The 26,858-nt window shown below is 66.3% G+C and carries 18 protein-coding genes; 7 read left to right on the plus strand and 11 right to left on the minus strand.

Annotation, left to right across the window (positions count from 1 at the left end; genetic code table 11):
• Positions 1 to 208: 208 nt before the first annotated feature.
• Positions 209 to 2,944, minus strand: coding sequence for a TonB-dependent receptor (locus EJB06_RS18775; RefSeq protein ID WP_126075535.1), 2,736 nt, complete (start codon positions 2,942 to 2,944; stop codon positions 209 to 211).
• Between the two features lie 587 nt (positions 2,945 to 3,531).
• Between EJB06_RS18775 and EJB06_RS18780 the strand changes: the two genes are divergently transcribed.
• The 4 genes from EJB06_RS18780 to EJB06_RS18795 are packed head-to-tail and all read left to right on the plus strand — an operon-like array spanning position 3,532 to position 11,639.
• Positions 3,532 to 5,412: a glycoside hydrolase family 13 protein gene (locus tag EJB06_RS18780; protein ID WP_126075536.1), complete on the plus strand. Its 1,881-nt coding sequence runs from the start codon at positions 3,532 to 3,534 to the stop codon at positions 5,410 to 5,412.
• Positions 5,409 to 7,718: an amylo-alpha-1,6-glucosidase gene (locus EJB06_RS18785; RefSeq protein ID WP_126075537.1), complete on the plus strand. Its 2,310-nt coding sequence runs from the start codon at positions 5,409 to 5,411 to the stop codon at positions 7,716 to 7,718. The genes EJB06_RS18780 and EJB06_RS18785 overlap by 4 nt, the downstream gene beginning before the upstream one ends.
• The gene (locus EJB06_RS18790) at positions 7,718 to 10,561 is read left to right on the plus strand and encodes an alpha-L-rhamnosidase-related protein (RefSeq protein ID WP_229427152.1); all 2,844 of its coding nucleotides are present in this window, start codon (positions 7,718 to 7,720) and stop codon (positions 10,559 to 10,561) included. Before EJB06_RS18785 ends, EJB06_RS18790 begins: the two co-directional genes overlap by 1 nt.
• A 13-nt stretch (positions 10,562 to 10,574) precedes the next feature.
• Positions 10,575 to 11,639 (plus strand): alpha/beta hydrolase, encoded by a 1,065-nt coding sequence (locus EJB06_RS18795; RefSeq protein WP_126075538.1) that lies wholly within the window; start codon positions 10,575 to 10,577, stop codon positions 11,637 to 11,639.
• Between the two features lie 7 nt (positions 11,640 to 11,646).
• Here EJB06_RS18795 and EJB06_RS18800 read toward each other — a convergent pair whose 3' ends face one another.
• From EJB06_RS18800 to EJB06_RS18845, 10 genes are all read right to left on the minus strand, one after another.
• Positions 11,647 to 13,164 carry an ATP-binding response regulator gene (locus tag EJB06_RS18800; RefSeq protein WP_126075539.1) on the minus strand — a complete coding sequence of 506 codons (1,518 nt, stop codon included), beginning with the start codon at positions 13,162 to 13,164 and terminating at the stop codon, positions 11,647 to 11,649.
• 8 nt (positions 13,165 to 13,172) lie between these two features.
• Positions 13,173 to 14,564: an ATP-binding protein gene (locus EJB06_RS18805; RefSeq protein ID WP_126075540.1), complete on the minus strand. Its 1,392-nt coding sequence runs from the start codon at positions 14,562 to 14,564 to the stop codon at positions 13,173 to 13,175.
• Positions 14,564 to 15,580, minus strand: a complete 1,017-nt coding sequence (locus EJB06_RS18810; protein WP_307720460.1) for an ATP-binding SpoIIE family protein phosphatase — start codon at positions 15,578 to 15,580, stop codon at positions 14,564 to 14,566. Before EJB06_RS18810 ends, EJB06_RS18805 begins: the two co-directional genes overlap by 1 nt.
• The gene (locus EJB06_RS18815; protein ID WP_229427153.1) at positions 15,577 to 15,993 is read right to left on the minus strand and encodes an anti-sigma regulatory factor; all 417 of its coding nucleotides are present in this window, start codon (positions 15,991 to 15,993) and stop codon (positions 15,577 to 15,579) included. Before EJB06_RS18815 ends, EJB06_RS18810 begins: the two co-directional genes overlap by 4 nt.
• A gap of 28 nt (positions 15,994 to 16,021) precedes the next feature.
• Positions 16,022 to 16,378, minus strand: a complete 357-nt coding sequence (locus EJB06_RS18820) for an STAS domain-containing protein (RefSeq protein ID WP_099875418.1) — start codon at positions 16,376 to 16,378, stop codon at positions 16,022 to 16,024.
• A 3-nt stretch (positions 16,379 to 16,381) separates the two neighbouring features.
• The gene (locus EJB06_RS18825; protein WP_126075543.1) at positions 16,382 to 17,248 is read right to left on the minus strand and encodes an STAS domain-containing protein; all 867 of its coding nucleotides are present in this window, start codon (positions 17,246 to 17,248) and stop codon (positions 16,382 to 16,384) included.
• Between the two features lie 529 nt (positions 17,249 to 17,777).
• Complete coding sequence (locus EJB06_RS18830; RefSeq protein ID WP_126075544.1) at positions 17,778 to 19,502, minus strand: methyl-accepting chemotaxis protein; 1,725 nt, start codon at positions 19,500 to 19,502, stop codon at positions 17,778 to 17,780.
• 124 nt (positions 19,503 to 19,626) lie between these two features.
• Positions 19,627 to 20,151 (minus strand): GNAT family N-acetyltransferase, encoded by a 525-nt coding sequence (locus tag EJB06_RS18835; protein WP_126075545.1) that lies wholly within the window; start codon positions 20,149 to 20,151, stop codon positions 19,627 to 19,629.
• On the minus strand, positions 20,148 to 20,651 hold the full coding sequence (locus EJB06_RS18840; RefSeq protein WP_126075592.1) for a GNAT family N-acetyltransferase: 504 nt from the start codon (positions 20,649 to 20,651) through the stop codon (positions 20,148 to 20,150). The genes EJB06_RS18835 and EJB06_RS18840 overlap by 4 nt, the downstream gene beginning before the upstream one ends.
• Before the next feature lie 53 nt (positions 20,652 to 20,704).
• A complete protein-coding gene (locus EJB06_RS18845; RefSeq protein WP_126075546.1) occupies positions 20,705 to 21,979 on the minus strand; it encodes an amidohydrolase family protein in 1,275 nt (424 codons plus the stop codon).
• A gap of 213 nt (positions 21,980 to 22,192) precedes the next feature.
• Here EJB06_RS18845 and EJB06_RS18850 point away from each other — a divergent pair, with 213 nt between their 5' ends.
• From EJB06_RS18850 to EJB06_RS18860, 3 genes are all read left to right on the plus strand, one after another.
• Positions 22,193 to 22,954 (plus strand): phasin family protein, encoded by a 762-nt coding sequence (locus tag EJB06_RS18850; protein WP_126075547.1) that lies wholly within the window; start codon positions 22,193 to 22,195, stop codon positions 22,952 to 22,954.
• 105 nt (positions 22,955 to 23,059) lie between these two features.
• Positions 23,060 to 24,811 (plus strand): ABC transporter ATP-binding protein, encoded by a 1,752-nt coding sequence (locus EJB06_RS18855; RefSeq protein WP_126075548.1) that lies wholly within the window; start codon positions 23,060 to 23,062, stop codon positions 24,809 to 24,811.
• The gene (locus EJB06_RS18860) at positions 24,801 to 26,585 is read left to right on the plus strand and encodes an ABC transporter ATP-binding protein (protein WP_126075549.1); all 1,785 of its coding nucleotides are present in this window, start codon (positions 24,801 to 24,803) and stop codon (positions 26,583 to 26,585) included. Before EJB06_RS18855 ends, EJB06_RS18860 begins: the two co-directional genes overlap by 11 nt.
• Positions 26,586 to 26,858: the final 273 nt, after the last annotated feature.

Here is a 26,858-nt window from a genome sequence, read left to right on the forward strand (position 1 = left end):
CTAGCCCGACGGGAAAGCATCCTGCAGTTTACTCTCTTGTAGTCCAGAATGCGATTTTTTGTAACGGCGTTGCGTGCAAGTGGGCGCACATTGAGGCTATTCGTGCAATCTGCACCTCATTCGCGCTCGCCCCAAACGCAACAACCCCGCCGCACTCGCGTGCAACGGGGTTGTTTTCGGCGCCGGGATCGCCCCGGCAGCCCCTTCATCAGAACTTGTAGTTGGCGCCCATCAGGAAGGTGCGGCCATACTTCTGGTATTCCAGCGGCTTGTTGCGGTCGCCGGCGTAGGTTTCGTAGGCGGTATCGCCAACGTTATTAACCTGCAACACCAATCCCAGGCCCTTGAAGCTGCCTTCGGTAAAGTTGTAGCCGATCTGGAAGTCGACCACATCTTCGCCAACCACATAACGCAGGCTGCGCTCGTTGGCAAAGTTGCCGATTTCACCAACGAAATCGGAACGCTTGCGCTGGCTGACGCGGGTTTCGAAACCGTTCTTTTCATAGTACAAAGTCAGGTTGGTCACGCGCTTCGACAAGCCCGGCAGCGGGATGTTCTTGCCGATGTTGCTGTCCGGATCTTCGATGTTGATCGAGCTCTTGCTATGCGTGGCACTGGCCGAGACGCCGAAGCCGTCGAGTACCGGGGTCAGCAGGCTCAGCGGCAGCGATGCCGACAGTTCCAGGCCCTTCAGCTTGCCGCCATTGCCGTTGTACGGCGCCTTGTAGTTACCGATCGGGGTAATGGCATTGGTGCCAGGAATATATTTCGAGAAATCGTAATCCTTGGTCTGCGTAAAGATGTAGGTATCGAGCTTCTTGTGGAAAGCCGCGACCGCCACATACGCCTTGTTGCCGAAATATTTCTCGTACGACAAGTCGAGTGCCTTGGCGCGCCATGGATCGAGGCGCGCATTGCCGCCGTTGGCGCTTGGCTTGAAGTCGGTGGTGCCGACGTTGAAGTCGAGCGCCGAGCGCAGCTGGTCGATACGCGGACGTGCCAGTTGCTTGGCGGCCGCAAAACGGATGGTCTGCTGGTTGCTCAGGCCAAACGACAGATTCAGGCTCGGCAGGTAATCGGTGTACGTCATGCCATCCGTGACCGGCTTGACCTGGCTGCCGACCGGTGCGGTACCGTCGAAATAATTGGCATTCGAGGACTGCTCGGTGCGCTGCACCTGCACGCCCACATTCCCCTTCACGCTGACCGAACCGATTTCGCTGTCGATATTGGCCTTGACGAAGCTGGTCGTGATCTTTTCGTTCACTTCCCAGGCCTTCGAAATCAGGAACGATTCCGTCGAGCTCGGGTTGAAGTTCATGTACTGGCCCACCACGCCCGGCACATTCCACGAAGGAATCATGCCCGTGCCGGCAAAGCCCAGGTCGACCTGGCTGTACAGCAGCTCGCCCGGCACCGGACCCGGCGCGCCGCGCAGGGTGATCGCGCCTTCCGGCTGGACCTTGTTCTTGCTGCGGTCGGCGTAGTTGACACCCACGTCCACGCCCGAGAAATAGCTTTCGAGCACGGTCGGCATCGGCAGCGAGGCGACCAGCTTGAAGCCCTTGAGTTCGTCTTCGATCTGCGGCGTCTTGCCGTAGCCAGAACCGTAGATCGTGTTGCGCAGGTACAGGTTCTTGGCGTCGCTGTAATTCAGGCGGCCGGCGATCTGCGAGAAACCGCCGGTCGCGAACTTGAGGTTGACGGTGTCGAGGAAAGGATCGCCGGCGGCGTTGCTCAGTTGCAGGTTATTTTCCAGGCTGACTTCATCGCGGTTCGCCTTCGAATAGCTGACGTCGGCAAACAGCGACCAGCCGCCTTCGAAGCGCAGGGTATTGCCCCAGCCGATGGCCTTGATTTCATCCTTGCGGTCGTTGTACATGCCGCGCACCAATGGATACACGCCGCTGGCCGAGCCGCCGGTCAGCACGCCGTTGGAGGTGGTCGCCGGCGTGTACTGCAGGCCCGGCTCGAAGCCGCCGTTGTAGTTGCTCAGGTTGACTTCGAACTGGTTGGCGGTTTCTTCACGTTTGAATTTCGATGCGTACACATCGATCATGCTGGTCCAGGTCTTGTTCGGACGATATTGCAGCACGCCCATGACGCCGTCGCGCTTGTTGGTACCGCTGCGGGCGACCGATTTCAGGCCGTCCATCAGGTAGGTGCCGGCAGGCACGCCCGGACGCGCATCGGTTTTCCATGGCTCGTACAGGCCGGTTTCGTTGGACAGCACCGGCGAGGCCAGGTGCGCGTAGCCGATGGCGATACCGATCGTGCGGTCGGCGAACTGGTCGATGTAGCTGACGCTGAAACGCTTGCCGGTATCTTTGGCATTGGCGATGCCGCCGAGCGAGTTTTTCTCGCCGCGCACGTTCATGGCGATGGTGCGCTTGCCGAACGACAGCGGACGCACGGTCTGCATGTCGATCGTGCCGGACAGGCCCTGGCCGACCAGGCCGGCGTCCGGGGTCTTGTAAATGGTCACGCCGCTGAGCAGCTCGGACGGATACTGGTCGAACTCGACGCTGCGGTTGTCGCCGGTGCTGACCTGTTCGCGGCCGTTCAGCAAGGTGGTCGAGAAGTCGGGCGACAGGCCGCGCACGCTGATCACCTGGGCGCGGCCGCCGACGCGCTGCGCCGCCAGGCCGGGAAGGCGGGCGATCGATTCAGCGATACTCACGTCCGGCAACTTGCCGATATCTTCCGCGGAGATCGCCTCGACGATGGAAGACGCATCCTTTTTCACCGAAATCGCATCCTCGATACCGCGGCGAATGCCCGACACCTTGACCGTGGCAATCGGCTGCTCGCTCGCTTGCGGGGCCGCGGGCGCTTGCGCATACACGCTGCCCGACATGGCGGAAACGAACAGGGCGCAACCTGCGGCGACCGGGCTCAGTGGAAATGCGGCACTCCTGGTACGGGTATTGGCGAAAAATTTCATTCTGTCCCCTCATCTCATCATTACTACACAATTCCCGTATCTTCAGTGCTGGCGACGACTGGACGGGTTCCAAAGGCAACGTTCTAGGACGTCTGAAGGCGATTCTGTATTAAAACTAGATGCACTGTCAACGTGAGTTGCGTACGACTACGTAAAAGTGCACTTTTTCTATATCTTGCCCGCAAGATGAGGCCCTCTCGTTGTATTTCGGCTACAGAGAATGACAAGAGCAACTGTAGTACGACTACAAAATCACCTATTTTCACCACTTTGGACAGGCCTCGCACCATGACGGAGCAAGTTTTCCTTTTAGATATTTATCGTTACTACATTTTCGTAGTAATTTCGTAGTAAAACCAAGCTGCGCCGGGCGTGCTGCGGCGCGCGCGGGCGAGCGGCACCGCAGCAACAGCGGCAAGGCCGTCGCCGGACGGACTATGTAGCAAAACTAGCAAAGTAAACACGCGCCGAGCGGTCGATATGGCGGCGCTTTGATAGCCGCGCTCTTCTGTAGTATGCTTTATCGATAATAAGACCATGTAGCCATACTACGAGACTGCCCCGCAGTCGCCACAACCGGAGACCGCATGACCCCAGCAGGCCGCCGCACGCCCGTGCCCAGACTGTTCGCCGCCCTTGTCCTCGGCAGCGCCGCCGCGCTTGCCGGCGCCGCGCCCGGGCCGATCGCCCACCTCGAACCGCCTTCATGGTGGGTCGGCATGCGCCACAACAAACTCCAGCTGATGGTCCATGGCGAACGGATCGCCGACAGCACGCCGGCGATCGACTATCCCGGCGTGCGCATCGACGCGGTCACCCGCGTCCCGAACCGCAACTACCTCTTCATCGACCTGCTGATCGCGCCCGAGGCCGCGGCCGGCAAGTTCGACATCCTGTTCAGGCAAGGTAACCGCACCATGCGGCACGCCTACGAGCTGCACGCGCGCGAGAACGGATCGGCCGGGCGCCAGGGCTTCGGCAGCGGCGACGCGATCTACCAGATCATGCCCGACCGCTTCGCCAACGGCGACCCGGCCAACGACGACATCGCCGGCATGGCCGACAAGGCAAACCGCGCCGACGGCAAGGGGCGGCACGGCGGCGACCTGCGCGGCGTGGCAAACCATCTGGATTACATCGCCGCCATGGGCTTCACCCAGATCTGGCCCACGCCGCTGGTGGAGAACGACATGCCGGCCTACTCCTACCACGGCTACGCGGCCACCGACCATTACCGCATCGACCGCCGCTACGGCAGCAACGAGGATTACCGCGCCCTGTCGGCCAAGGCGCGCGCCAAAGGCATCGGCATCATCCAGGACGTGGTGCTCTCGCACATCGGCAGCCATCACTGGTGGATGAAGGACCTGCCCGGCCCCGACTGGACCACCAACGGCGGCGCCTTCACGCCGACCCAGCACCATCGCGTGGCGGTGCAGGACCCGTACGGATCGCAGCAGGACCGCAGCAACTTCACCCAAGGCTGGTTCGCCAGCAGCATGCCGGACCTGAACCAGGCCAACCCGCTGGTGGCCACCTACCTCATTCAAAACAACATCTGGTGGATCGAGTACGCCGGCCTGTCCGGCCTGCGCATCGACACCTACGGCTACTCCGACAGTGCCTTCCTCACCGACTACACGCGGCGCCTGATGGCCGAATACCCCAGGCTGAACCTGGTGGGCGAGGAGTGGCACAAGTCGCCGGCGGTGGTGTCGCACTGGCAGCGCGGCAAAGTCAACTTCGACGGCTACGTCAGCTACCTTCCGAGCCTGATGGACTTTCCCATGTCCGAGACGATCCGCTCCACGCTCGCCGCCACCGACCCCGGTGGCGACACCAGCGGCTTCACCGACGTCTACGAAATGCTCGCGCAGGACCATCTGTATCCGGACCCCGGCAGCCTGGTGCTGTTCGAAGGGAACCACGACATCGCGCGCACCTTCAGCGTGGTGGGCGAAGACATCGATCTCTACAAGATCAGCCTCGCCATGCTCATGACCTTGCCGCGCATACCGCAGTTCTACTACGGCACCGAGGTGCTCATGACCAGCGAGACAAAGACCCGCGACGACGCCAGCTACCGGCGCGACTTCCCGGGCGGCTGGCGCGGCGACGCCGCCAGCGCCTTCAGCGGCCAGGGATTGAACCCGCAGCAGCGCCAAGCCCAGGCCTTCGTCAAGAAGCTGGTCAACTGGCGCAAGTCGCGCAGCGTGATCCACCACGGCAAGACCATGCACTACGGCGCCGAGAATGGCACCTACGTCTACTTCCGCTACGACGGCAAGAACAAGGTCATGGTGGCGCTGAACAAGGGCGACAAGGATGCCGTGCTGCCCTTGGCGCGCTTTCGCGAAATGCTCAAGGGCGCCACGCGCGGGGTCGATGCCATCAGCGGCGCCACCCATGCACTTGCGACGACGCTGACCTTGCCGGCCCGCTCGGCACAGATCCTGGAGATCGAATGAAGCACCTGATCACCCTGGCGGCCGCCATCGCCATGCCGCTCGCGGCCAGCGCCGCCAAACCCGGCGTGGACGCCTTTTTCGACGCCATGGCGATCGCCGTGCCGCCGGGCCAGCAATCGCAGTTCGTGGTCGGCGACAACCTGGCCGGCTACTTCGAAGGCTATACGCAAAGCCACGTCAGAGGGGCGGGCTACACGATCGGCAATACCTCCGTGTTCGAAGGCTACGCCACCCTGGTCGACGGCGTGCCCAGGCAACGCGCGCACGCCGACGAACAGGTGCTGCCCTACGGCCACCGGGTGCGCCACGCCGGCGGCGCCATCGAGGAAATGGCGCTGCTGTCGAAACAGCAGGCGCTCGCGATCCGCCTGAGCAATCCGTCCAGCGCCAGCCTGACCGTGCAAACGCTGTTCAAGGCGCCCGGCGCCATCCGCCGCGACGGCGACGTGGTGCTGATCGCTCCTTCGGAGGGCGGCGCGCGCCTGTTCACCGCCATCGCCGCCGACCAGCCCTTCGTGCTGGAAGATGCACTCGCGCTGCGCAGCGCACAAGCCGCGCGCGCCATGACCGTGATCGTGGCCTTCGGCGACACTGCCGCCCAGGCCAGCGCGCGCGCGCAGGCACTGGCCAAGGGCGATGCCATCGGCGCCGAACGCAAGGCGCTGTACGAGGCGCTCACCAGGAGCTACCTCGCCACCAGCGACCTCGAATACAACAAGGCGCTGAACTGGGCCAAGGCCGCCAGCCGCATGTTCGTGGTGGAGGAATTCGGCACCGGCATCTGGGCCGGCCTGCCATGGTTCCGCGACAACTGGGGCCGCGACACCTTCATCGCCCTGCCCGGCACCCTGCTCGTATCGGGCCAGTTCGACGAGGCCAAGGCCGTGCTGTCGAACTTCGCGCGCTACCAGAACCTGCGCGAGCCGCGCGACCAGGAGTACGGCCGCATTCCCAACCGCGTGTCCGCCAGCGAGAAGACCATCTACAACACCGTCGACGGCACGCCGTGGATGCTGCGCGAAGCCTTCGAATACATCCAGTACACCGGCGACAAAGCCTTTGCGCGCCAGATGTACCAGCTCGCCCTGCCCTACTTCGACGGCGCCATCGCCAACTACGCCGACCGCGACGGCCTGCTGGCGCACGACGGGGCCGATACCTGGATGGACGCGCGCATCGACAACCAGGACCCCTGGTCCGCGCGCGGCCCGCGCGCCGTCGAAATCCAGGCCCTGTGGCACACCGCCCTCAAGACCGGCGCCTACCTGGCAACGCAGGCCGGCGACATCGGGCGCGCGCGCCAGTGGAACGCCCTTGCCGCCAAGGCGCAGCGCAGCTTCCTCAAGCTGTACTGGGACGGCAAGCTCATGGCCGACCGCCTGCGCGAGGATGCCAGCCGCGATACCAAGGTCCGCCCCAACCAGCTGATGCTGGTGTCGATTCCGTTCGACGACTTCATCCCGCCCCGGGTGCAGGCGCGCGTGACGCGCAATGCGGTCTGCGGACTGCTCTACCCCTACGGCATCGCCTCGCTCAGCCAGGACGATCCCTACTTCCATCCGCGCCATGAAAACCCGGCCTACCACCACAAGGACGCGGCCTACCACCAGGGCACCATCTGGGGCTGGAATGCCGGCTTCACCGTCACGGCGCTGAACAAGTTCGGCTACCAGGACCTGGCGTGGCAATTGAGCCGGAACCTGGGCAGCCAGATACTCGGCCTCGGAACGCTGGGGAACATGAGCGAACTGCTCGACGCCCTGCCCGGCGACGACGGCAGGCCCAGACCATCGGGCACCTACGCGCAATCGTGGAGCGTGGCCGAATATGCGCGCAACGGCTACCAGGACTACGTGGGCTTTCGTCCGCGCCTGCTCGACGACACGCTGGCCTTCACGCCGGCGATTCCGGCCGCATGGAGCGATTTCCATGCGGTCCTGCCGTTCGGCGCGGCCGACAGCATCGAGGTCGATTTCAGGCGCGTGGGCAAACGGCAGCGGTGGACGCTGCGCCTGCACGGCGCCAAGAAGCGCAAGGTCGCCTTCAGCATCCTCAACGACGACAAGAGCCGCTCGCAGCTCGCGTTCGACCTCGCGCCCGGCAAGGCCGCTGTCCTGACGACGGGCGGCGGCAAGGCCAGCGTCGACGGCAAGCCGCTGGTACTGCGCGCGCACCAGGCCAGCTACGCCGGCGAAATCGGCGAACTGGTTTTCCGCACGCCCAGGCCCTACCGCCCTGGCGACTTCCCCATGCTCAGATCGAAGGATGTCCTGAAAGGCATCGTCGAACGTAAGGAATACCGCTGATGTCGACCACCTCCCACCTGCTGGCCGCGGCCGCCCTGTTCTCGGCCAGCGCCGCCTGCATCGCCGACAGCGGCACGCTGGCCACGCCCATGTACCTGCGCGGCGGCTTCAATGGCTGGGGCATCGACCATCCGCTGGCCTACAAGGGCAAGGGCCTGTACCAAGCCGATATCCTGGTCAGTCCGGGCTACCACGGCTTCAAGGTCGGCAGCAAGGACTGGTCGTCCGAATGGGTGATCGACCCGACCGCCAGCGTCACCGTGAACCCCCGCGCCAGCTACACGATGCGCACGCAAGCCGGTCCCGAAGACTACCTGTTCGTCAGGCAGACCTCGACCTGGCGCTTCTCCATCGACGCGTCCGACCCGGCGGCGCCGCTGCTGCGCGTGGCCCAGACCGGCACGCCGCCGGCCAGCACGGAAAACCCGCACCAGGGGCACGCGGCCAGCGTCGCCAGCAAGTACGGCGGCAACACGGTGCGCTGGTCGACACCCGATGCCGCGGCGGCGCTGCGCAGCTACACCCAGTCGACCACGATGCCGCTACGCGATCCGGGGCCGCAATCGACGACCTACCGGGAAGCGGCGGACGGGCCGACGGTACGCAGCGGCAGCCTGGCCTTCGATGCGCTGTTCGCGCTGGCGGTGGCCGAAATGAAGCAGAACGCGGTCGCGCAGATCAAGGACGGCAACTACAACGGCGGCGCCGCCATCGACTGCGCCTGCTTCGAAACCGGCGAAAAGTGGCACTACGTGTGGACGCGCGACCTGTCGTATGCGGCCGACCTGGGGCTGGCGATGCTCGACCCCGAGCGCGTGCGCAATTCGCTCGACTTCAAACTGTCCGGCTACCGCGCCGGCATCGAGCGCGCCCCGCATGTGGCGGGCAGCGCCGACGGCCTGCAGATCATCCAGGATACCGGCACCGGCGGCAGCTGGCCGGCCAGCACCGACCGCGTGGCCTGGGTGCTCGGCGCCGAAGCGGCGCTCGACAACCTGGCCCCGCAGCAGCGCGCGCCGTTCGCCGCGCGTGCCTTGCGCGCGCTCGTCAACACCCTGGAAAACGACCGCCTGGCCGCCTTCGATGCCGCCTCCGGCCTGTACATGGGCGAACAGTCCTTTCTCGACTGGCGCGACCAGAGCTACGCCGCCTGGATCGTGGGCGACCTCGCCTCGCTGGCCAGTTCCAAGGCGCTGTCCACCAACGTCCTGCACTACAAGGCACTGGCATTCGCCGCCATGCTCGCGCGCGCGAGCGGCGAACACGCGCAAGCGGCCAGGTATGCCGCCTGGGCCGGCGCGCTCAAACGCAGCATCAACCAGCGCTTCTGGCTGGAAGACGCGGGCATGTACAGCAGCCTCACCGCACCCCATTTCGACGCGGCGCCGCTGCACAAATTCGACTGGCTGGGACAAGCCCTGGCGATCGTCACCGGCGTGGCCGACGGCGAACGCGCGCGCCGCATCCTGGCCAGCTATCCGCACGGGCCGATGGGCGCGCCGGTCATCTACCCGCAGCAGCAGGGCATGCCGGTGTATCACAACCGCGCGATCTGGCCCTTCGTCACAGCGTACGGCCTGAAGGCGGCCGCCATGCACGCCAATGTCGGCGTGGCCGACGCCGCGTACGACACCCTGATGCGCGGCGCCGCGCTGAACCTGTCGAACATGGAGAACCTGGAGTGGATCACCGGCCAGCCGCTGCTGCTCGACGAACGGCAGCCGGCCCTGATCGGCCCCGTCATCAACTCGAAGCGCCAACTGTGGTCGGTGGGCGGCTACCTCGGCATGGTGATCGGGAACGTGTTCGGTATCGAAGCGACCGCCGGCGGCATCGACGTGCGCCCCTTCATCACCAGCAAACTGCGGCGCGAGGTGTTCGGCGCGGCGAAGGTCATCACCCTCGACAGCCTGACCGTGCGCGGCAAGCGCATCAAGGTGCGCATCGCGCTGCCCGATGCGACGGATGAACAGGGCTGGTTCCCGGTCAAAACCATCAGCGTCGACGGCGCCCCCGCCACGCAATCGATCGCATGGCGCCAGCTGCCCGACAACGCCACCATCGACATCACGCTCGGCGCGCTGCGGCAAGGCGACACGACGATGCGCCGCGTCGACGCCGCGCCGTATGCGCAAGGCGCGGACGTCTTCGCCCCGCGCGAACCGTCCATCGCCGGCATCGCCAGGGGCACCCTGCGCATCGACGCCAACGGCAATGGCGCGGACACCGTGTACAACGTCTACCGCGACGGCAAGCTGGTCGCCGCCAGGATCGCCGCCGGCGCCTGGACCGACCGCAACGCGCCGGCCGCCGCGTGCTACGCCGTGGAAGCGCAGTTTGCCGCCTCCGGCAACCGCAGCCACCACAGCGTGCCGCGCTGCACCGGGACGGCGCTCGACATCCCGGTGATGGTCGACGGCGTGGCGCAGGCGCAGGTCACGGACTGGGGCAAGCCGGGCGAGCGCCTGCGCTTCGGCGCGGTGGACGTTGCGCAGGGCGGCGAGTACGGCGTGCAGGTGCGTTACCACAACCGCGCCAACCAGATCAACCTGGGCATCAGCGGCGGCGTAAAATGGCTGGCCCTGAAAGACGCCGCCGGACGCATCGCGGCGCAGGGCGTGGTGCAGCTGCCGCACGCGCGCATCGATCGAACCGGCGCGCCGCCGGTGATATCCACGCCGCTGGCGGCGCGCCTCAAGCCCGGCCGCTACCGGCTGGAGATGAGCGACTTCTATAATATGAGCTACCTGCAAAGCAACAGCACCTTCAGCGCGGCCGGCGGCGCCGACGGTCCGTCCAACAAGTTCGATGTGCATGGCGCGCGCCTGCTGCGCCTGAAGTAGAAGGGAAGATCCAATGACACTGGCACGACTCACGCTCGCGGCGGCAGGCCTGCTGCCGCTGGCCGCCACCGCCACCGCCACCACGGTGCGCGTCCATTACGACAGTCCGGACGGCGGCGTTAGCATCCGTGGCGACAAGGGCCCGATGTCATGGTCCAAAGGCGTGGCGGCCAAGAGCGACGACGGCAAGGTCTGGACCTACAGCTGGCCGGACGAACTGGGCGACGTGGTCATGAAGCCGGTGCTCGGCGAGGACAAGGTGGCCATCGGCGGCACCTACAAGCTCGCCGCCGGCAGCACGCGCGACATCTATCCCTTTTTCGGCGCGCCCTTCGGCAAGGTCAGGATCATCCCCGACTTCGCCTCCCCGCAACTGAAGAACAGCCGCAAGCTGCGCATCTACCTGCCCCCGAGCTACGAGGAAAACCGCGCCAAGCGCTATCCGGTGCTGTACATGCACGACGGCCAGAACCTGTTCGATGCCAGGACGGCGGCCTTCGGCGCCGAATGGGGCATCGACGAAACGGTCAACCGCCTGGTGGCCACCGGCGCGATGGAAGAAATCATCGTGGTCGGCATCGACAACACCTTTTCGCGCATCGACGAATACACGCCCTGCTGCGACCCGCAATACGGCGGCGGCCAGCTCGATACCTACCAGCGCTTCGTGGTCGATACCGTCAAGCCCTACGTCGACAGCACGCTGCGCACCATGCCCGGCAAGGAATCGACCGCCATCATGGGGTCGTCCCTGGGCGGCATCGCCTCGGTCTGGATCGCGCAGAAAAACGCGGGCGTGTTTTCCAAGGCCGGGGCCCTATCCGGCTCGTTCTGGTGGAATAAACAGGAACTGGTGACGGCGCTGCCGCCACGCCTGCCGGTGAAGTTCTACCTCGACGCCGGCACGGTCAAGGATGGGCTGGGGGATACGATCAGGATGCGCGACGCGATGCTCAGGCAGGGCTACCGGCAGGACGCCGACCTGTTCTACCACGCCGCCGAAGGCGCCGGCCACAACGAAAAATCGTGGGCCGCGCGCGTCGACAAACCGCTGACCTGGTTCTTCCCCTGGCAATGAGCCAGGATCAGCGCTTGCGGCGCTGCAGGTCGAGCGACGTGACCTTGGCAAAATCGATCGGCTTGACGATATGGTCGTCGAAGCCCGCTTCCATGGCCTGCTCGCGGTCGCGCGCCTGGCCGTAGCCGGTCAGCGCGACCAGCAGCGCGTCGTCCATGCCGGGCAATTCCCGCATTTTGGCCGCCACCTGGTAACCGCTCATGTCGGGCAGGCCGATATCGAGGAACACATACGCGGGCCTGAATTGCGCCGCGCGTTCGAGCGCCTGCTGGCCGTTGTAGGCGACCTTCACATCGTGGCCGCCGATGCCGAGCAGCTCGGCCAGCATGTCGGCCGCATCGACGTTATCGTCCACCACCAGGATGCGCGTCGCCGCCGCATCGGCGCCGGCAGCTTGCGCGCCGGCGTCGCCGCTGCCGATGGCGTCGATCGGCAGGCGCACTTCGAACACGCTGCCCTGGTCCACGCCGGCGCTCGACGCGCTGACGGTCCCGTGATGCAGGGTGACCAGCGTGCGCACCAGCGACAGGCCGATACCCAGGCCATCCTGCACCCGGTCCGGCGTAAAGCCATCCTGCGCGAACAGGTCGAAAATCACATCGAGCTTGTTGGCGGCGATGCCGATGCCGTTGTCCGCCACGCGGATCACGATTTCCTGCCCGGCCACCTCGGCGCTGAGCTTGACGATCCCGCCCGGCGGCGTGAACTTGAAGGCGTTATGCAGCAGGTTGCCGACGATTTGCCCCAGCCGCACATGGTCGCCGCTAAGCCACACTTCGTGCGCCGGCAGCGCCACTTCCAGGCGCTGGTTGCGGCTCTCGGCGATGTGCGCCACCGACTCGCGCGCGCTGCCGATAAAGGTTTGCAGCTCCACCCGCTCTTCGTGCAGCGTGATCTTGCCCTTCGAAATACGGGCCACGTCGAGCAGGTCTTCGACCAGCCGCACCAGGTGGCCGGTGTGGCGCAAGATGGTCTGGCGCGCCTTGTCCTGGCGTTCCGGCACGTTGGGGTCGAGCCGGCACAGGAGCTCGACCGCGTTGCGGATCGGCCCCAGGGGATTGCGCAGTTCATGCGCCAGGGTGGCCAGGAATTCGTCCTTGCGGCGGTCCACGTCGCGCAGTTCGCGCTCCACCTGTCCCAGGCGCAGCAGCGCCTTGACGTTGGCGACCAGTTCTTCCGGTTCGATCGGCTCGAACAGATAGTTGTCGGCCCCGCCTTCGAGCGCGCGGATCTTGTCGGCCACGCCGATGTACGAGGCGGACGTTTGCAGCACCAGCACGGCGCGCGTTTCCGGGTCGGCCTTGAGCAGGCGGCACACTTCGAAGCCGTTGATGTCCGGGAGCTTGACGTCGAGCAGGACCAGGTCCGGCTTGTCTTCGCGCGCGCGCAGCAGGGCCGAGTTGCCGTCGGCAGCTTCGATCACGCGGAAACCGGCACGCGTGAGGATGCGCGACTTGGCGTAGCGCGCGCCTTCGCTGTCGTCGACGTTGAGGATCAGTGAATCGGCAAATGACGTGGACTGCATGGTGGACCTCAATCCGGTGAAAGTGAATGCGGCATGGTGGCGGCCTCGCCTCCCTGCGCCGTGTAATTGATCGGAACCGACACATGGAACACGGAACCGGCGCCCGGCACGCTCTCGACGCCGACCGACCCGCCCAGCAGGTCGGCCAGCTTGCGGCACAGCGGCAAACCGAGGCCGGTGCCCTTCACGCGCGTCTGCAGGCGGTTCTCGATCTGGCTGAATTCCTCGAAAATGAAGGCCTGGTCGGCGGCGGCGATCCCCAGCCCGGTGTCGGCGACGCTGAACCGCATCATACCCTGCCCGGGAACCAGGGCCGCAAGAACCGTGATGTCGCCCTGTTCGGTGTACTTGATCGCGTTCGAAATGAAATTGCGCAGGATTTGCGACAGCTTGCCCTGGTCGCTGACCAGCGCCAGGCCGGGCGGCGGTTCCTGGAAGGTCAGCGCGACGGCGGAACCGCCCAGCAATGGCCGCAGCAGGCCGCGCAAGGTGCTGAACATCTCGGCCACCATGAAGCGTTCGGCGCGCACATCGACCTTGCCCGCTTCGATCTTGGCCAGGTCGAGCAGGTCGTCGACCATCTCGTTGAGGGCGACGGTCCCCTGCAGGATATAGCTGACCTGTTTCTCCTGCCCTTCCGACAGTTCGCCGTCGGCGCGCGCCAGCAGCAGCTTGGCCAGCGCCCGGATCGAACTGAGTGGGGTGCGGAATTCGTGGCTCATGTTCGACAGGAAGCGCGTCTTGGCCTGGTCGGCGCGGCGCAGGTGCTCGGCCTTTTCGTCGAGCTCCGCGTACAGCACCTTGACGGCGCGGTTGTTCTCTTCCAGCTCGCGCGTCAGTTGCAGCAGTTCTTCCTGGCGCGCCTTGAGTTCGTCGAGGGTGCCGAGCAGTTCCTGGTTCTGCTGCTGCACTTCGCCCAGCATCGAATCGGGCGCCAGTGCGCTCAGATGGGCGCACATCTCGCCCACCATGCGCGCCGTCATGCGCGGCGCGTCGCCGGCGAAGCGCTTCTGCAGCACGATCTGGGTACCGCTGCCGGCGGCTGTGCGGATATCGCAGCGGTCCATCAGGCGGCGCGCGCCGAGGATGCCCAGGCCCATGCCGGTGGCCGACTGGTAGCGCCCGGACAGCACCAGATCGAGGTCGGCGATGCCCGGTCCCTGGTCGTCGATGCGGATCTGCAGCGCCTGCGCGCCGTCGGCCTCCTCGATCGAAAACTCGACCCGGCCGCCGTGCGCATAATTGAAGACGTTGCGCGCGAACTCCGACACCGAGGTCGCGATGCGCACCTGATCCTGCATGGCGAAGCCGCACAGCACCGCGATCTCGCGCGCGCGCTGGCGGGCGCCGACCACATCGAGCTCGGTGCCGATGGCGATCTTGAGGATGCGCAGCGACATTAGCCGAACCTCCGCTCGCGCACCACCAGCACGCTGGCGTCGTCGCGCTGGCGCGCAAAATCGCGGTACAGCACGGCCGCGATCAGGGCCGGATGGCGCAAGGCCAGGCCCGGATAGGCATCCAGGTCCCAGCGCGTTCCCAGGCCGTCGGAATGCATGATCAGCGTGGCCTCCGGCGTCCATGGATGGGTGAACATCTGCACCTTGCGCAGGTTGCTGCCGACGATGCCGTTATGCGACATCAGATGGCGGCGCGCCGTGCCGTCGAAAATGCAGCCGGCGATATTGCCGATGCCCGCGAACGTCAGCTCGCCGGCGTCGCAATCGATGGCGGCGATCGCCACCGCCGCGCCGCGCGTGCCGTGCAGGGCGCCGTGCGCCAGCTGCATCAGTTCCGACACGCCCACCGCCGGGCGGTCGGCCACCAGCGCCACCGCCGCTTCCGAGGCGACGGCGGCGTGCGGGCCGTGGCCCAGGCCATCGGCCATGCCGACCGTCAGGCCCCACCTGGGGAAACCGACGTCCCAGGCGTCGCCGCAGACTTCCTCGCTGGGAATCGGCAGGCACACCGCGCCCACTTCCCAGTCCTGCAACGGCGCGCCGGCGGGGCCGTTCCAGACCGTCATGAACAGTGCGGTGCCCTGGCCCTCGGCCGAATAGATATCGAATTCCGGCGCCAGGCGGCCGATCGCGCCCAGGCCCACGCCATACGTGCCGGCGGTGGAATTGCCGTCCTCCATGCGCAGCGCCACATTGGCCATGCCGGGACCGCGGTCGAGCGCGATCACTTCCACCCCGGCGCGCTCGCCCGCGTGCAGCGCGCGCAGCAGGATTTCGCCCTCGCCCGCATGCTTGACGATGTTGGTGGCCGCCTCGGTGATGACGATGGCCAGCTGGCCGGCGCGCGTTTCGTCGAAGTCGAGCTGGCGCGCCAGCGTGTTGCCGGCGCGCCGGGCTGCCGCTATTTCGCTCGATTCACCTACATGAAACGTCGCCTGCCTGCCTAATCGGTTCAAAACAGCTTCCATTTCGCGATGGTGACGGTGGTGCCCTGGCCCGGCGCGCTGTCGAGAATGAAGTCGTCGGCCAGGCGGCGCGCGCCGGACAGGCCCAGGCCCATCCCGCCGCCGCTGGTATAGCCGTCGGTCAGCGCCAGGTCGATATCGGCGATGCCGGGACCCTGGTCGATGAAGCTGACCTTGACGCCGCGCTTGCCGCCGCGCTCGACCAGTTCGAGTTCGGCGCGTCCGCCGCCGCCGTAGCGCAGCGTATTGCGCGCCAGTTCGCTGGCGGCGGTCACCATCTTGGTCTGTTCGATCAGGGAGAATTTGAGCGCGACCATTTCATCGCGCACCAGCTTGCGCAGGCGGACCACATCTTCGTCGGTGATCAGGGGTGCGTGGACCAGGCCGTCGGCGGCGGCGCTCACGGCACGCCCCGCCGTTGTGCCGGGGCGGTCATTCCCGTTCCTGCTGCAGCAGTGCCAGGCCGCGTTCGACATTGAGCGCGGTGCTGACGCCATCGAGCGTCAGGCCCAGCTCCACCAGCGTGATCGCCACGGCCGGCTGCATCCCCACCAGCACCGTGCGTGCGTCCAGGATGCGCGCCATGGCCGCCGTATGGCTGATCATGCGGCCGATGAAGGAGTCGACGATGTCGAGCGCCGAAATATCGATCAGGACCCCGGTGGCGCGGTCCTTGACGATGCGCGCGGTCAGGTCGTCCTGCAGGGTCATGGCCAGGCGGTCGTGCATGTCGACCTGGATGGTCACCAGCAGCAGACGGCCCATTTTCAGGATGGGAATGCGTTCCATGGCTTAGCGCGCGTTGTGCGGATGGGTGATGGTCGAACCGGTGCGCTTGAGCGCGACCACGAAGGCGTCCGCCAGGGTGGCCTTGGTGACCACGTCTTCCAGGTTCACGCCGAGGTGCACGATGGTCTGCGCGATTTGCGGGCGGATGCCGCTGATGATGCAGTCGGCGCCCATCAGGCGCGCGGCGGCGATGGTTTTCAGCAGATGCTGGGCCACCAGCGTGTCCACGGTCGGCACGCCGGTGATGTCGATGATCGCGATCGAGGCGCCGGTGTCGACGATTTTCTGCAGCAGGTTTTCCATCACCACCTGGGTGCGGGCGCTGTCGAGGGTGCCGATCAGCGGCAGGGCCAGCACGCCTTCCCACAACTGGACGACGGGGGTGGACAACTCCAGCAGTTCCTGTTGCTGGCGCAGGATGACCTGCTCGCGCGCCTTCTGGTAGACCTCGATGGTGAACAGGCCGAGGCGGTCGAACAGCGCGCTGGTGACGGCGGTTTCCTCGACCATCCGGACCGGATCGTCGGCCAGGGCGGTGCGCAGGTGGGCGAACAGCGGCTCTTTCAGCGCGAAGATGAAGCTGGCCGTCTCGATCGACGAGAAGCCCTGGCGCACGCGCGCCTGGGAAATCTCGGCCAGCATGTGGCGGGTATCGTCCCAGGCGGCGCCTTCGATATCGATGGTGGCGCCGCGTTCCAGGGCCTGCACCAGCAGGGGCAGGAAACGCGTGGCTTGCTGGCGCAGTTCGGCCTCGGCGTTCTTGTCGCGCCGAATCATCCGCGTCATCAGTCCCGACAGCCACACTTCCAGCAGCTCATCTTCGAACTTGGTGATAATCAGGGCTAACTGCGTGCTTTTGTCGTTGCTCATTGGATCCTTAGGGAGTGTTCTGCTGAGATGGGGAAGGATAGGCGGACCGGTCCCGGCCAGCGCAATACCGCCATATTATATAGATACTGGACAACACACCGTGCACAATTAGTAGAGTCTCCGCCGCCCCGCCGATCGCGTCCGGCGCACCATTGCAAGCGAGCGTAGGAAGTCTGATCACCCAAACCCCGGCAAGTTCCCACAACCGGGGTCAGAGCTTTAATTAGCAACATTTCCTCACCTACAAGCGGGGTCTGACCTCTGATTCGAACCATTTCTTCCCCCGCCAAAGACCGCTGAACCAAACGACGTTGAAAGCTGCGATATCCGGCAAAAGTGGTGTCGAAGCGACATCCTGACGCGCGCCGACGCAAAAAACCGGGGAGCTCCCCCGGTTTCTTAAACCTAAAGCGCGACATGTTTCGAATCGGAGGTCGGCCCCCTGTTGGGGAATGTGAAATATTTCCAATTAAAGCTCTGACCCCGGTTGGGGGTGTTGCCAATTAAAGCTCTGACCCCGGTTGGGGTGTCAGAACTCTTCCCATTCCTTGTCGCCGGCGGGGACCGGGCGGGCGGGGGCGGGTTTGGCTTTGCTGGCCGGCAGGCGCACCGCCGGCGACGAACGCGCGACCGCGACGCTGCGATGCTGCGCGGCACGCACCGCCGGCGCCGCCGCCACGTGCTGCTCGCTAATCTTGAAAACACTGACCGCTTCGGCCAGGCTGGCCGCCTGGTGCTTCATCGCTTCCGCCGCCGCGGCCGCTTCTTCGACCAGCGCCGCGTTTTGCTGCGTCACCGTATCCATCTGGCTGATGGCGTCGTTGATCTGGTCGATACCCACGTTTTGTTCGCCGCTGGCAACGGCGATCTCGCCGATGATCGAGGTGACCCGCTGCACGCTGGCGACCACTTCGTTCATCGTGTTGCCGGCCTGCCCCACCAGCTTGCTGCCGGTTTCGACCTTGTCGACCGAGTCGCCGATCAGGGCCTTGATTTCCTTGGCCGCCGCCGCCGAACGCTGGGCCAGATTGCGCACTTCCGACGCCACCACGGCAAAGCCGCGCCCCTGCTCGCCCGCGCGCGCCGCTTCCACGGCCGCGTTCAGGGCCAGGATATTGGTCTGGAAAGCAATGCCGTCGATCACGCCGATGATGTCCACGATCTTGCGCGACGATTCGTTGATCGAACCCATGGTGTGGATCATTTGCGCCACCGCATCGCCGCCGCGCACCGCCACCGTCGAGGCATCCCCGGCGAGCTTGCTGGCCTGGCTGGCGTTTTCGCCGTTCTGCTTCACGGTCGAGGTCAGTTCTTCCATGGCCGAGGCGGTTTGTTCCAGCGAACTGGCCTGCTCTTCGGTGCGGGCCGACAGATCCTGGTTGCCGTCGGCGATTTCGCTCGAGGCGCTGGCGATCGCATCGGTGCCGGCGCGCACCTTGCCGACGATCTCGGCCAGGCTGTCGTGCATGTCCTTGAGCGACTTGAGCAGCATGCCGATCTCATCGCTGCCGCGCGCTTCGATCGTGGTCGACAGGTCGCCGCTGGCGACGATGCGGGCGATATTCACGGCCTCGTCCAGCGGCCCGGTGATGCTGCGCACCAGCCACACCATGATCGCCGCGCCCACCACCACCGTGATCAGCACGATCACCAGCAGTTCGATGGTGGCGGCGCGTTCGACGGCGGCCTGGTCCTTCGCCATGGCCAGCGTCAGCGCGCGCGATTCGGTGCCGATGTAGGTGACGATGGCGTCGATCTTCTGGGTCGGCTCGCGGTCCATGCCCTTGACCAGGTTGTCGACGATCTTGTAGCTGTCCGGATTGGCGCCATCGTATTTTTGCAGCGCGCCAAGATAGTTTTTCCCGAGCTCGTCGGTGGCGCGCATGGCGTCGTCGACCAGCGGCGTTTTCAGCCCCAGCCCGGCGAGCAGGCCGTTGACCTTGGCCAGTTCGGCGCGCGTGGCCTCGCCGCTCTTGCGGAAGGAGGCGCTGTATTTGTCGAGCTGGGCCGGGTCGCTGCCGCGCAGCAGGATGTTCTTCCATTCCTGCACCTGGATCTTGAATTCGACCTGGGCGCTGCGCGCCGTGTCGACCGCCTCGGTCAGCTTGGCGGCCTGCTGCATCGCCAGCGCACTCTTGGCGTTGGCGCCGGACAGCGCCGACCAGGCGCCGATTCCCACCAATAACAATGCGGCAAAGAAGAAGGCGCCGAGCGCGCCAAGGCGCACGGCAATTCGGAGGTTGGCGAGTTTCATGATCTCTCTCGGATGGTTGCATGGAGGCCGATAGCAGCGCTGTAAAGACGCGTGCTCTGCCATTCAATCATGCACTCGCAAAACCCAAAAAGAAATACGTTTCAGTTAACTGACAACAAGTATTTCAGTCGGGTGCACACAGTTGCATCCGATACAGCCGGGTTCCCGTGTCTTCCGGTGTAAGGTGGACAATCTTGTCAAACCGCAGGCCCAGTTTTTCGAGCAGCGCGCCGGACGCCGTGTTGTCCGGCGAGGTAATCGCCAGCAGGCGCGCCAGCCGCAGCGTGTGGCGCGCGTAGTCGACCACGGCGCGCGCCGCCTCGATCGCATAGCCCTGGCCGCGCCAGGCCGGCAGGAAGGCGTAGCCGAGGTCGACCTCGGGCAAGGTGTCGCGCTTGATCAGGCCGCACATGCCGATCGGCACGCCGCTGTCCTTCAGGGCCACCAGCCAGATGGCGTGGCCCAGCGTGGCCTGCATGCGCACCGGGCCGTTGTCGATGTGCTCGCGCGCCGCGTCCAGCGTGCGGATGCCGCGGTCGCCGATGTGCGCCAGGAAATCGGGGTCGTTGACCAGCTCCAGGTAGAACGGCGCATCGTCCTCCTGCACGGTGCGGATCGACAGGCGCGCGGTATCGAGGATGTGCTTCAAGCCCGGTCCTCCAGCAGCTGGTACATGACGTAGGCGTCGACGTCGCCGAGGCGCGCATGGCGGAAGGCCCTGGGCAAGGTGCCGACGATGGCGAAGCCGAGCTTCTTCCACAGCGCGACGGCGGCGTGGTTGGTGCTGATGACGTAGTTGAACTGCATCGCCAGGTAGCCCTGGCGCCGCGCCTCCTCCAGGCTGTGCCGGCCCAGCAGGGTGCCCACGCCGGCGCCGCGCGCCTGCGGGCTGACCATGTACGAGGCATTGGCCACGTGCGCGCCCAGGTCGACCTGGTTCGGCACCAGCTTGTACATGCCCAGCACGCGGCCATCGGCGTCGACCGCGACAAAGCTGGTCGAGCGCGCATTGAACCAGTAGCCGGCGCAGGTCTCGCGCGAGGTCCCCGGCGCGAACGGATAGGATTCGCCGGCCTCGATGACGGCGTCGAAAATCGGCCACAGCGCGTCGATGTCGGTGTCGACCGCCGCACGGATCCGGATCTGCATGTGTGTCACGCGTTCTCCCTCTTAAAACGTCTTCGAATGGGGCGCCCCGGGATTCAGCGTCCGAGGCGGAAATCGGTGCCGGCCGGGCGTCCCGGCAGGTTCAGGGTGGCGCGCGCCGGCGGCGCTTCGCTCACCACCACGCCGCGCCGGATCACCATGCGGCGCGCCGCGCGCAGGCGGATCGCTTCGACCGTGCTGGCGGCGTCCAGCAGCACCAGGTCGGCGTGGCAGCCGGGCGCAATGCCATAGCCTTCCAGCCCCAGGATGCGGGCCGGCGCCTCGGTCACCGCCAGGAAGCACTGGTGCATCGCCTCCTGCCCCGTCATCTGCGCCACGTGCAGGCCCATATGCGCCACTTCCAGCATGTCGCCCGAGCCGAGGCTGTACCATGGGTCCATCGCGCAATCGTGGCCGAAGGCCACCTCCACCCCGGCCGCGATCAGTTCCGGCACGCGCGTCATGCCGCGCCGCTTGGGATAGCTGTCGTGCCGGCCCTGCAGGGTGATGTTGATCAGCGGGTTGGCGATCGCCGCCACGCCCGCCTCGCGGATCAGCGGCAGCAGCTTGCTCACATAGTAGTTGTCCATCGAATGCATCGAAGTCAGGTGCGAGCCGGCCACCCGGCCCTGCATGCCGAGGCGCTCGGTTTCGAAGGCCAGCGTCTCGATATGGCGCGACAGGGGGTCGTCCGATTCGTCGCAGTGCATGTCCACCCGCAGTCCCTGCTCCGCGGCGTACTCGCACAGCAGGCGCACCGAGGCCGCGCCCTCGCCCATGGTGCGTTCGAAATGGGGAATCCCGCCCACCACGTCCACCCCCATGCCGATCGCGCGCTTGAGGTTATCGAAGGCGCCGGGACTGCGCAGGATCCCGTCCTGCGGAAAGGCCACCAGCTGCAGGTCGAGGTAGGGCGCCACCCGGCGCCGCACTTCCAGCAGCGCTTCCACCGCCAGCAGGCGCTCGTCGCAGATGTCGACGTGCGAGCGGATCGCCAGCAGGCCGCGCGCCACCGCCCAGTCGCAGTACTGCATGGCGCGTTCGACCAGCGCATCCTGGGTCAGGCCGGGTTTCAGTTCGCCCCACAGCGCGATCCCTTCGAGCAGGGTGCCGCTCCGGTTCACGCGCGGCAGGCCGTAGCTGAGCGTGGCGTCCATATGGAAGTGGGCGTCGACGAAGGGCGGCGTCACCAGGTCGCCGCCGGCGTCGATCTCGCGCGCGCCGCGCACGGCCAGGCGCGGGCCGACGGCGGCGATGCGCCCGTCCTCGACCGCGATGTCGATGTGAAGGCGCCCGTCGGGCAGGCTGGCGTTGCGCAGTACGAGATCCATCGGTGGCTCCTTGGGAACGGCGGTGTGCTTCCGATTGTAGCGAAGTCGGCCCGCGCTGGCGCGTTTGTCATGCGCCTGTCATGCAGATTCGATAAATGCTGCGATGCAAGATAATTTCGTGAACACCGTTGAAAAATTGCTTTTCAAGGCAGGCAATCATGGATAGACTTAGCAATATTGCAGCGCGTCATAAAACACTTCCAAGGAACCCAGATGAGTAACCTTCCAGAACAGTTTTCCGCAGCACGCAAAGCCCAGCTCGAAGCCCAGCTCGACGCCTTCCGCCATTTCTCCGGCAAAGCCGTAGAAAATACCGAGAAGCTCATTGCCCTGAACCTGAAGACCACCCGCGCCAGCGTCGAGAAATCGACGGCGGCCCTGCAGCAGCTGCTGGCGGCCAAGGATCCGCGCGACCTGTTTGCGCTCACCGCGCACAGCCGCGACAGTTTCGATACCCTGCTCGACTACAGCCGCGCCCTGTTCGGCATCGCCGGCAGCGCGCGCGCCGATGCGTCGCCTTCGTCGCCTTCGTCGACCTTCGCGGCGCTGGCCGCGCCAGGCGCGGCGCGCGAACCCGCCAACGATGAAGCGCATGGCGCCGACGACGAGGACTACAGCGAGGATTACGACGACCAAGCCGCTGCCGAACACGCCGGCGGCGTCGCGCCGGACGCACGCGACGAACCGATCATCGTCAGCCTGCGCGCGGCCGACGAAGCGCAGGCTCACGAGACCGGCGTCGATCCGCTGCCGCTGGCCGAGGCCTCGCCGATCGCGCGCGCCGCCGCCAGCGTCGCCGGCGCCACCCACGAGACGCCGGCCGCCGCGCCGCTGGCCGCCGACGACGCGATCCAGATCGACGTTTCCGGCATCAAGCCGGTCGACGCCACGCCACCGCCGGCGCCGTATTCGGGCAAGCCGGGCACCCCCAAAGTGGGCGAGACCTCGCCGTCGAAAGGCGCGCGCCGCAAGTAGCACACGGCGCCGGGCACGGTCGGCCTCTGCGCCAAGTTGCCAAAAGTAGTAAATTGACGGGCTTCGGCCCGTTTTTTCATATGGGCGCAACATCCAAGGAATGTCATGACATTATCGCGGCTCGTCGGCAGCTTCGTGCTGCGCCACTGGCGCTCCTATATTTCGTCGGCCTTCATGCTGGCCGGCGTGGCGGCGCTCACCGTCTGGATCCCGCGCAAGATCGGCGCGCTGATCGACGGCCTGGCCGCGCACAGCCTGTCGCGCGACGACCTGCTGCTGGGACTTGTGCAACTGCTCGGCATGGGCGTGGCCATCTACCTGCTGCGGGTCGGCTGGCGCCTGCGCCTGTTCGCGGCCGCCTACCAGCTCGGCGTCGAACTGCGCACGCGCTTTTACGCGCGCCTGTCGGCGCAAGGGCCGGCCTTCTACCAGAAGCAGCGCACCGGCGACCTGATGGCGCTCGCCACCAACGATATCGACGCCATCGAAATGGCGGCCGGCGAAGCCATGCTGGCCGGCTTCGACGGCACCCTGACCCTGGTCATGGTGCTGGGGATCATGACGCTCGGCGTCGACTGGCGCCTGGCCTGCGTGGCCCTGCTGCCCTTCCCCTTCATGGCGTTCGCGTTCTGGCGCATCTCCACCCATATCCATGTGGCGGCCACCGAATCGCTGCAGCGTTTTTCGAGCCTGAACGACCATGTGCAGGAAGCCTTGTCGGGCGTGCGCACCTTGCGCGCGCTCGGCCTGGAGCAGCGCAGCGCGGCGCAATTCGGCGAGCTGGCCGCGCACGCCGCCGACGCCAGCCTGCGCGCGCAAAAATGGGAAGCCGCCTACGAGCCGGCGGTCGGCCTGACCCTCACCGCCGCCAGCGCGCTCACGCTCGGCCTGGGCGGCTACCTGGTGTGGCAAGACCAGCTGACCATCGGCGCGCTGACCAGCTTTACCATGTATCTGGGCCAGTTGATCTGGCCGATGTTCGCGGCCGGCTGGGTGCTCTCCCTCATCGAACGCGGGCGCGCCGCGCTGGCGCGCGTGCAGCCCCTGCTCGACACGCCCCTCTCCGTGGACGATCACGGCAAGCTCGCCACGCTGGCAGCCGGTCCGCTGGTGCTCGCGCAGGTCGGCTACAGCTACAGCGGCCAGGGCACGCCCGCGCTGGCCGATATCTCGTGCAGCGTCGCGCCCGGCCAGACCCTGGGCCTGGTGGGACCGACCGGCTCCGGCAAGTCGACCCTGCTGCGCGTGCTGCTGCGCCAGGCCACGCCGCAAACCGGCACCGTCACCTGGGGCGGCCAGCCGCTGGCCGACTACACCCTGGCGACCTTGCGCGCGGCGATCAGCTGGGTGCCGCAGGAATCCTTCCTGTTCTCGGCCACCATCGCCGAGAACATCGCGCTGGCCCGGCCCGACGCCTCGCGCGCGCAGATCGAGCACGCGGCCCACATGGCCGCCATCCACGAGGACATCCTGCGCTTCCCGCAGGGCTACGACACGCCGGTGGGCGAACGCGGCATCACCCTCTCGGGCGGACAGCGCCAGCGCGTGGCGATCGCCCGTTCGCTGCTGGCCGACAGCACCCTGCTGCTGCTCGACGACGCCCTGTCGGCGGTCGATACCGGCACCGAAACGCGCATCCTCGAACACCTGGAAGAACTGCGCCGCGCGCGCCCCGAGCGCAGCGTCATCATCGCCAGCCACCGCCTGTCGGCCGTGGTCAATGCCGATCACATCGTGGTGCTGCGCGACGGCCGCATCACCGAGTCGGGCACCCACGAGTCCCTGCTCGAACGCGACGGCTGGTACGCCAGCCAGTGGCGCTATCAACAACTGGAGGCCAGCCTCGATGCAATCTGATTCCACGCCCAAGGACATGCGCGCGCAAGCCGCGCAAGCCGTTGGCCTGCTGCGCCGCGCCGCCCATCCCGACCGCCGCCATCTGCTGTGGGCCACCCTGTGGCTGATCCTCGCGGCCGGCCTGGAAGTGATCGGCCCGATCCTCGGCAAGGCCCTGATCGACGAACACCTGCTGCCGCGCCACCTGGACTTTCCGCGCATGGCCATGCTGCTCGGCGCCCTGCTGGCAAGCGGCTGGATCGCCAGCTGGCTGCGCTACCTGCAGCTGGTGCGCCTGTCGGGGCTGGCCATGCGCTCGGTGCAGCGCCTGCGCGAATGGGTGTTCGGCCATGTGCTGCGCCTGCCGATGGCGTTTTTCGACCGCGCCATCACCGGCCAGTTGATCAGCCGCGTCACCAACGACACCGAAGCGGTCAAGACCCTCTACATCCAGGTGCTGTTCGTGATCCTCGACAGCAGCATCGTGCTGGTCGGGACCATGATCGCCATGGCCTGGCTGGACTGGCGCCTGATGCTGATCGTGCTGGCCCTGGTGCCGGCCGTGGTGGTGATCGTGTTCGTATACCAGCGCCTGTCGGCGCCGGCGGTGACCCGCGCGCGCGCCCTGCGCAGCGACATCAACGGCCAGATCGCCGAATCGATCGGCGGCATGAGCGTGCTGCAGGCGAATAACGCGGAGAAGCGCTTCGGCGCGCGCTTTGCCGCCACCAACGAGTCGCACTACAAGGCGCGCCTGGCCGAGCTGCGCGCCAACGCCTTCCTGCTGCGCCCCGCGCTCGACCTGCTCAACGTGATCCTGCTGGCGGTGGTGATCTACAGCTTCGGCCGGCGCGAGATGAACGCGGTCGAAGTCGGCGTGCTGTACGCCTTCATCAGCTACATCGCGCGCGTGGTCGAACCGATGATCCAGATTACGATGCAGTTCAGCGGCCTGCAGCAAGCCGTGGTGGCGACCGCGCGCGTGTCGACCCTGCTCGACGAAGCGGGCGCGCCGGAACATGCGGCCGGGCGCGCGCTGCCGCTGGACGCGGCCGCGCCGGACGCGCCGGCGGTGCGCATCCGCGACCTGACGTTCGGCTATGCGCCGGGCCAGGACGTGCTGCACGGCCTGACCCTGGATGTGCCGCAGGGCGCCTTCTTCGGCATCGTCGGCCACACCGGCAGCGGCAAATCGACCCTGCTGTCGCTGCTGCTGCGCTACTACCCGTCGCGTCCCGGCGCGATCGACGTCAACGGCCAGCCGCTGGCGTCCATCGACAACGAGCGTTTCCGCGCCGAGGTGGGGCTGGTGCCGCAGGACCCGTTCCTGCTGGCGGCGTCGGCGCGCGAGAACATCGACATGGGACGCGGCCTGTCGCAGCAGGCCATCGAAACGGCGGCGCGCGCGGCGCACGCGCACGACTTCATCGCCGCGCTGGAAGACGGCTACGACACCCCGCTCGGCGAAGGCGGCTCGCGCCTGTCGACCGGCCAGAAGCAGCTGATCGCGATCGCGCGCGCGCTGGCCGGCCAGCCGCGCATCCTGCTGCTCGACGAGGCCACCTCGCACATCGACAGCGCGACCGAACAGGTGGTGCAGGAAGCGCTGAACGAATTGCGCGGGCGCGTGACCATCATCGCCATCGCGCACCGCCTGTCGACGATTCGCGAAGCGGACCGCATCGTGGTGCTCAATCACGGCCGCATTGCCGAAGCCGGTTCGCACGACCAGTTAATGCTGGTCGACGGCGGCCTGTATCAGCGCCTGTACCTGCTGCAGCAGCTGGCGGTCTAGCCGCGCCGGGCGCAGGCAGGCGCACGCCTGCCTGCGCGCCCATGGTCTTTCCTGACATATTAATCAATCGGCTTGCAGGGAAATCAAGACCGGCCTGGCGCGCCGCTTCGCGCACGCGCCAGCCCTGCCGGATCGCGCTCATCCATTGCCGCCGCGGGCGTCGCATCGGACCAACACTTCCATGCCAAAGCGTCATCGAAACACCGCTGCCTGCCACTTAAATGTGCATTCGCAGGCACAATCTGTGTGTGCCTCGGGATTTCCGCTCTGCAA

Origin of the sequence: Massilia atriviolacea, from assembly GCF_003953935.1 — a bacterium.
Lineage (GTDB): Bacteria > Pseudomonadota > Gammaproteobacteria > Burkholderiales > Burkholderiaceae_D > Telluria_A > Telluria_A atriviolacea.

What these genes read in the sequence shown, in the direction of transcription:
- EJB06_RS18780 (WP_126075536.1), top strand. Translation starts at nt 3,532, where the DNA reads ATGACCCCAGCAGGCCGCCGCACGCCCGTGCCCAGACTGTTCGCCGCC.
- EJB06_RS18860 (WP_126075549.1), top strand. Translation starts at nt 24,801, where the DNA reads ATGCAATCTGATTCCACGCCCAAGGACATGCGCGCGCAAGCCGCGCAA.
- EJB06_RS18790 (WP_229427152.1), top strand. Translation starts at nt 7,718, where the DNA reads ATGTCGACCACCTCCCACCTGCTGGCCGCGGCCGCCCTGTTCTCGGCC.
- EJB06_RS18795 (WP_126075538.1), top strand. Translation starts at nt 10,575, where the DNA reads ATGACACTGGCACGACTCACGCTCGCGGCGGCAGGCCTGCTGCCGCTG.
- EJB06_RS18785 (WP_126075537.1), top strand. Translation starts at nt 5,409, where the DNA reads ATGAAGCACCTGATCACCCTGGCGGCCGCCATCGCCATGCCGCTCGCG.
- EJB06_RS18845 (WP_126075546.1), bottom strand. Translation starts at nt 21,979, where the DNA reads ATGGATCTCGTACTGCGCAACGCCAGCCTGCCCGACGGGCGCCTTCAC.
- EJB06_RS18840 (WP_126075592.1), bottom strand. Translation starts at nt 20,651, where the DNA reads ATGCAGATCCGGATCCGTGCGGCGGTCGACACCGACATCGACGCGCTG.
- EJB06_RS18855 (WP_126075548.1), top strand. Translation starts at nt 23,060, where the DNA reads ATGACATTATCGCGGCTCGTCGGCAGCTTCGTGCTGCGCCACTGGCGC.
- EJB06_RS18830 (WP_126075544.1), bottom strand. Translation starts at nt 19,502, where the DNA reads ATGAAACTCGCCAACCTCCGAATTGCCGTGCGCCTTGGCGCGCTCGGC.
- EJB06_RS18820 (WP_099875418.1), bottom strand. Translation starts at nt 16,378, where the DNA reads ATGGAACGCATTCCCATCCTGAAAATGGGCCGTCTGCTGCTGGTGACC.
- EJB06_RS18805 (WP_126075540.1), bottom strand. Translation starts at nt 14,564, where the DNA reads ATGTCGCTGCGCATCCTCAAGATCGCCATCGGCACCGAGCTCGATGTG.
- EJB06_RS18775 (WP_126075535.1), bottom strand. Translation starts at nt 2,944, where the DNA reads ATGAAATTTTTCGCCAATACCCGTACCAGGAGTGCCGCATTTCCACTG.
- EJB06_RS18850 (WP_126075547.1), top strand. Translation starts at nt 22,193, where the DNA reads ATGAGTAACCTTCCAGAACAGTTTTCCGCAGCACGCAAAGCCCAGCTC.
- EJB06_RS18800 (WP_126075539.1), bottom strand. Translation starts at nt 13,164, where the DNA reads ATGCAGTCCACGTCATTTGCCGATTCACTGATCCTCAACGTCGACGAC.
- EJB06_RS18825 (WP_126075543.1), bottom strand. Translation starts at nt 17,248, where the DNA reads ATGAGCAACGACAAAAGCACGCAGTTAGCCCTGATTATCACCAAGTTC.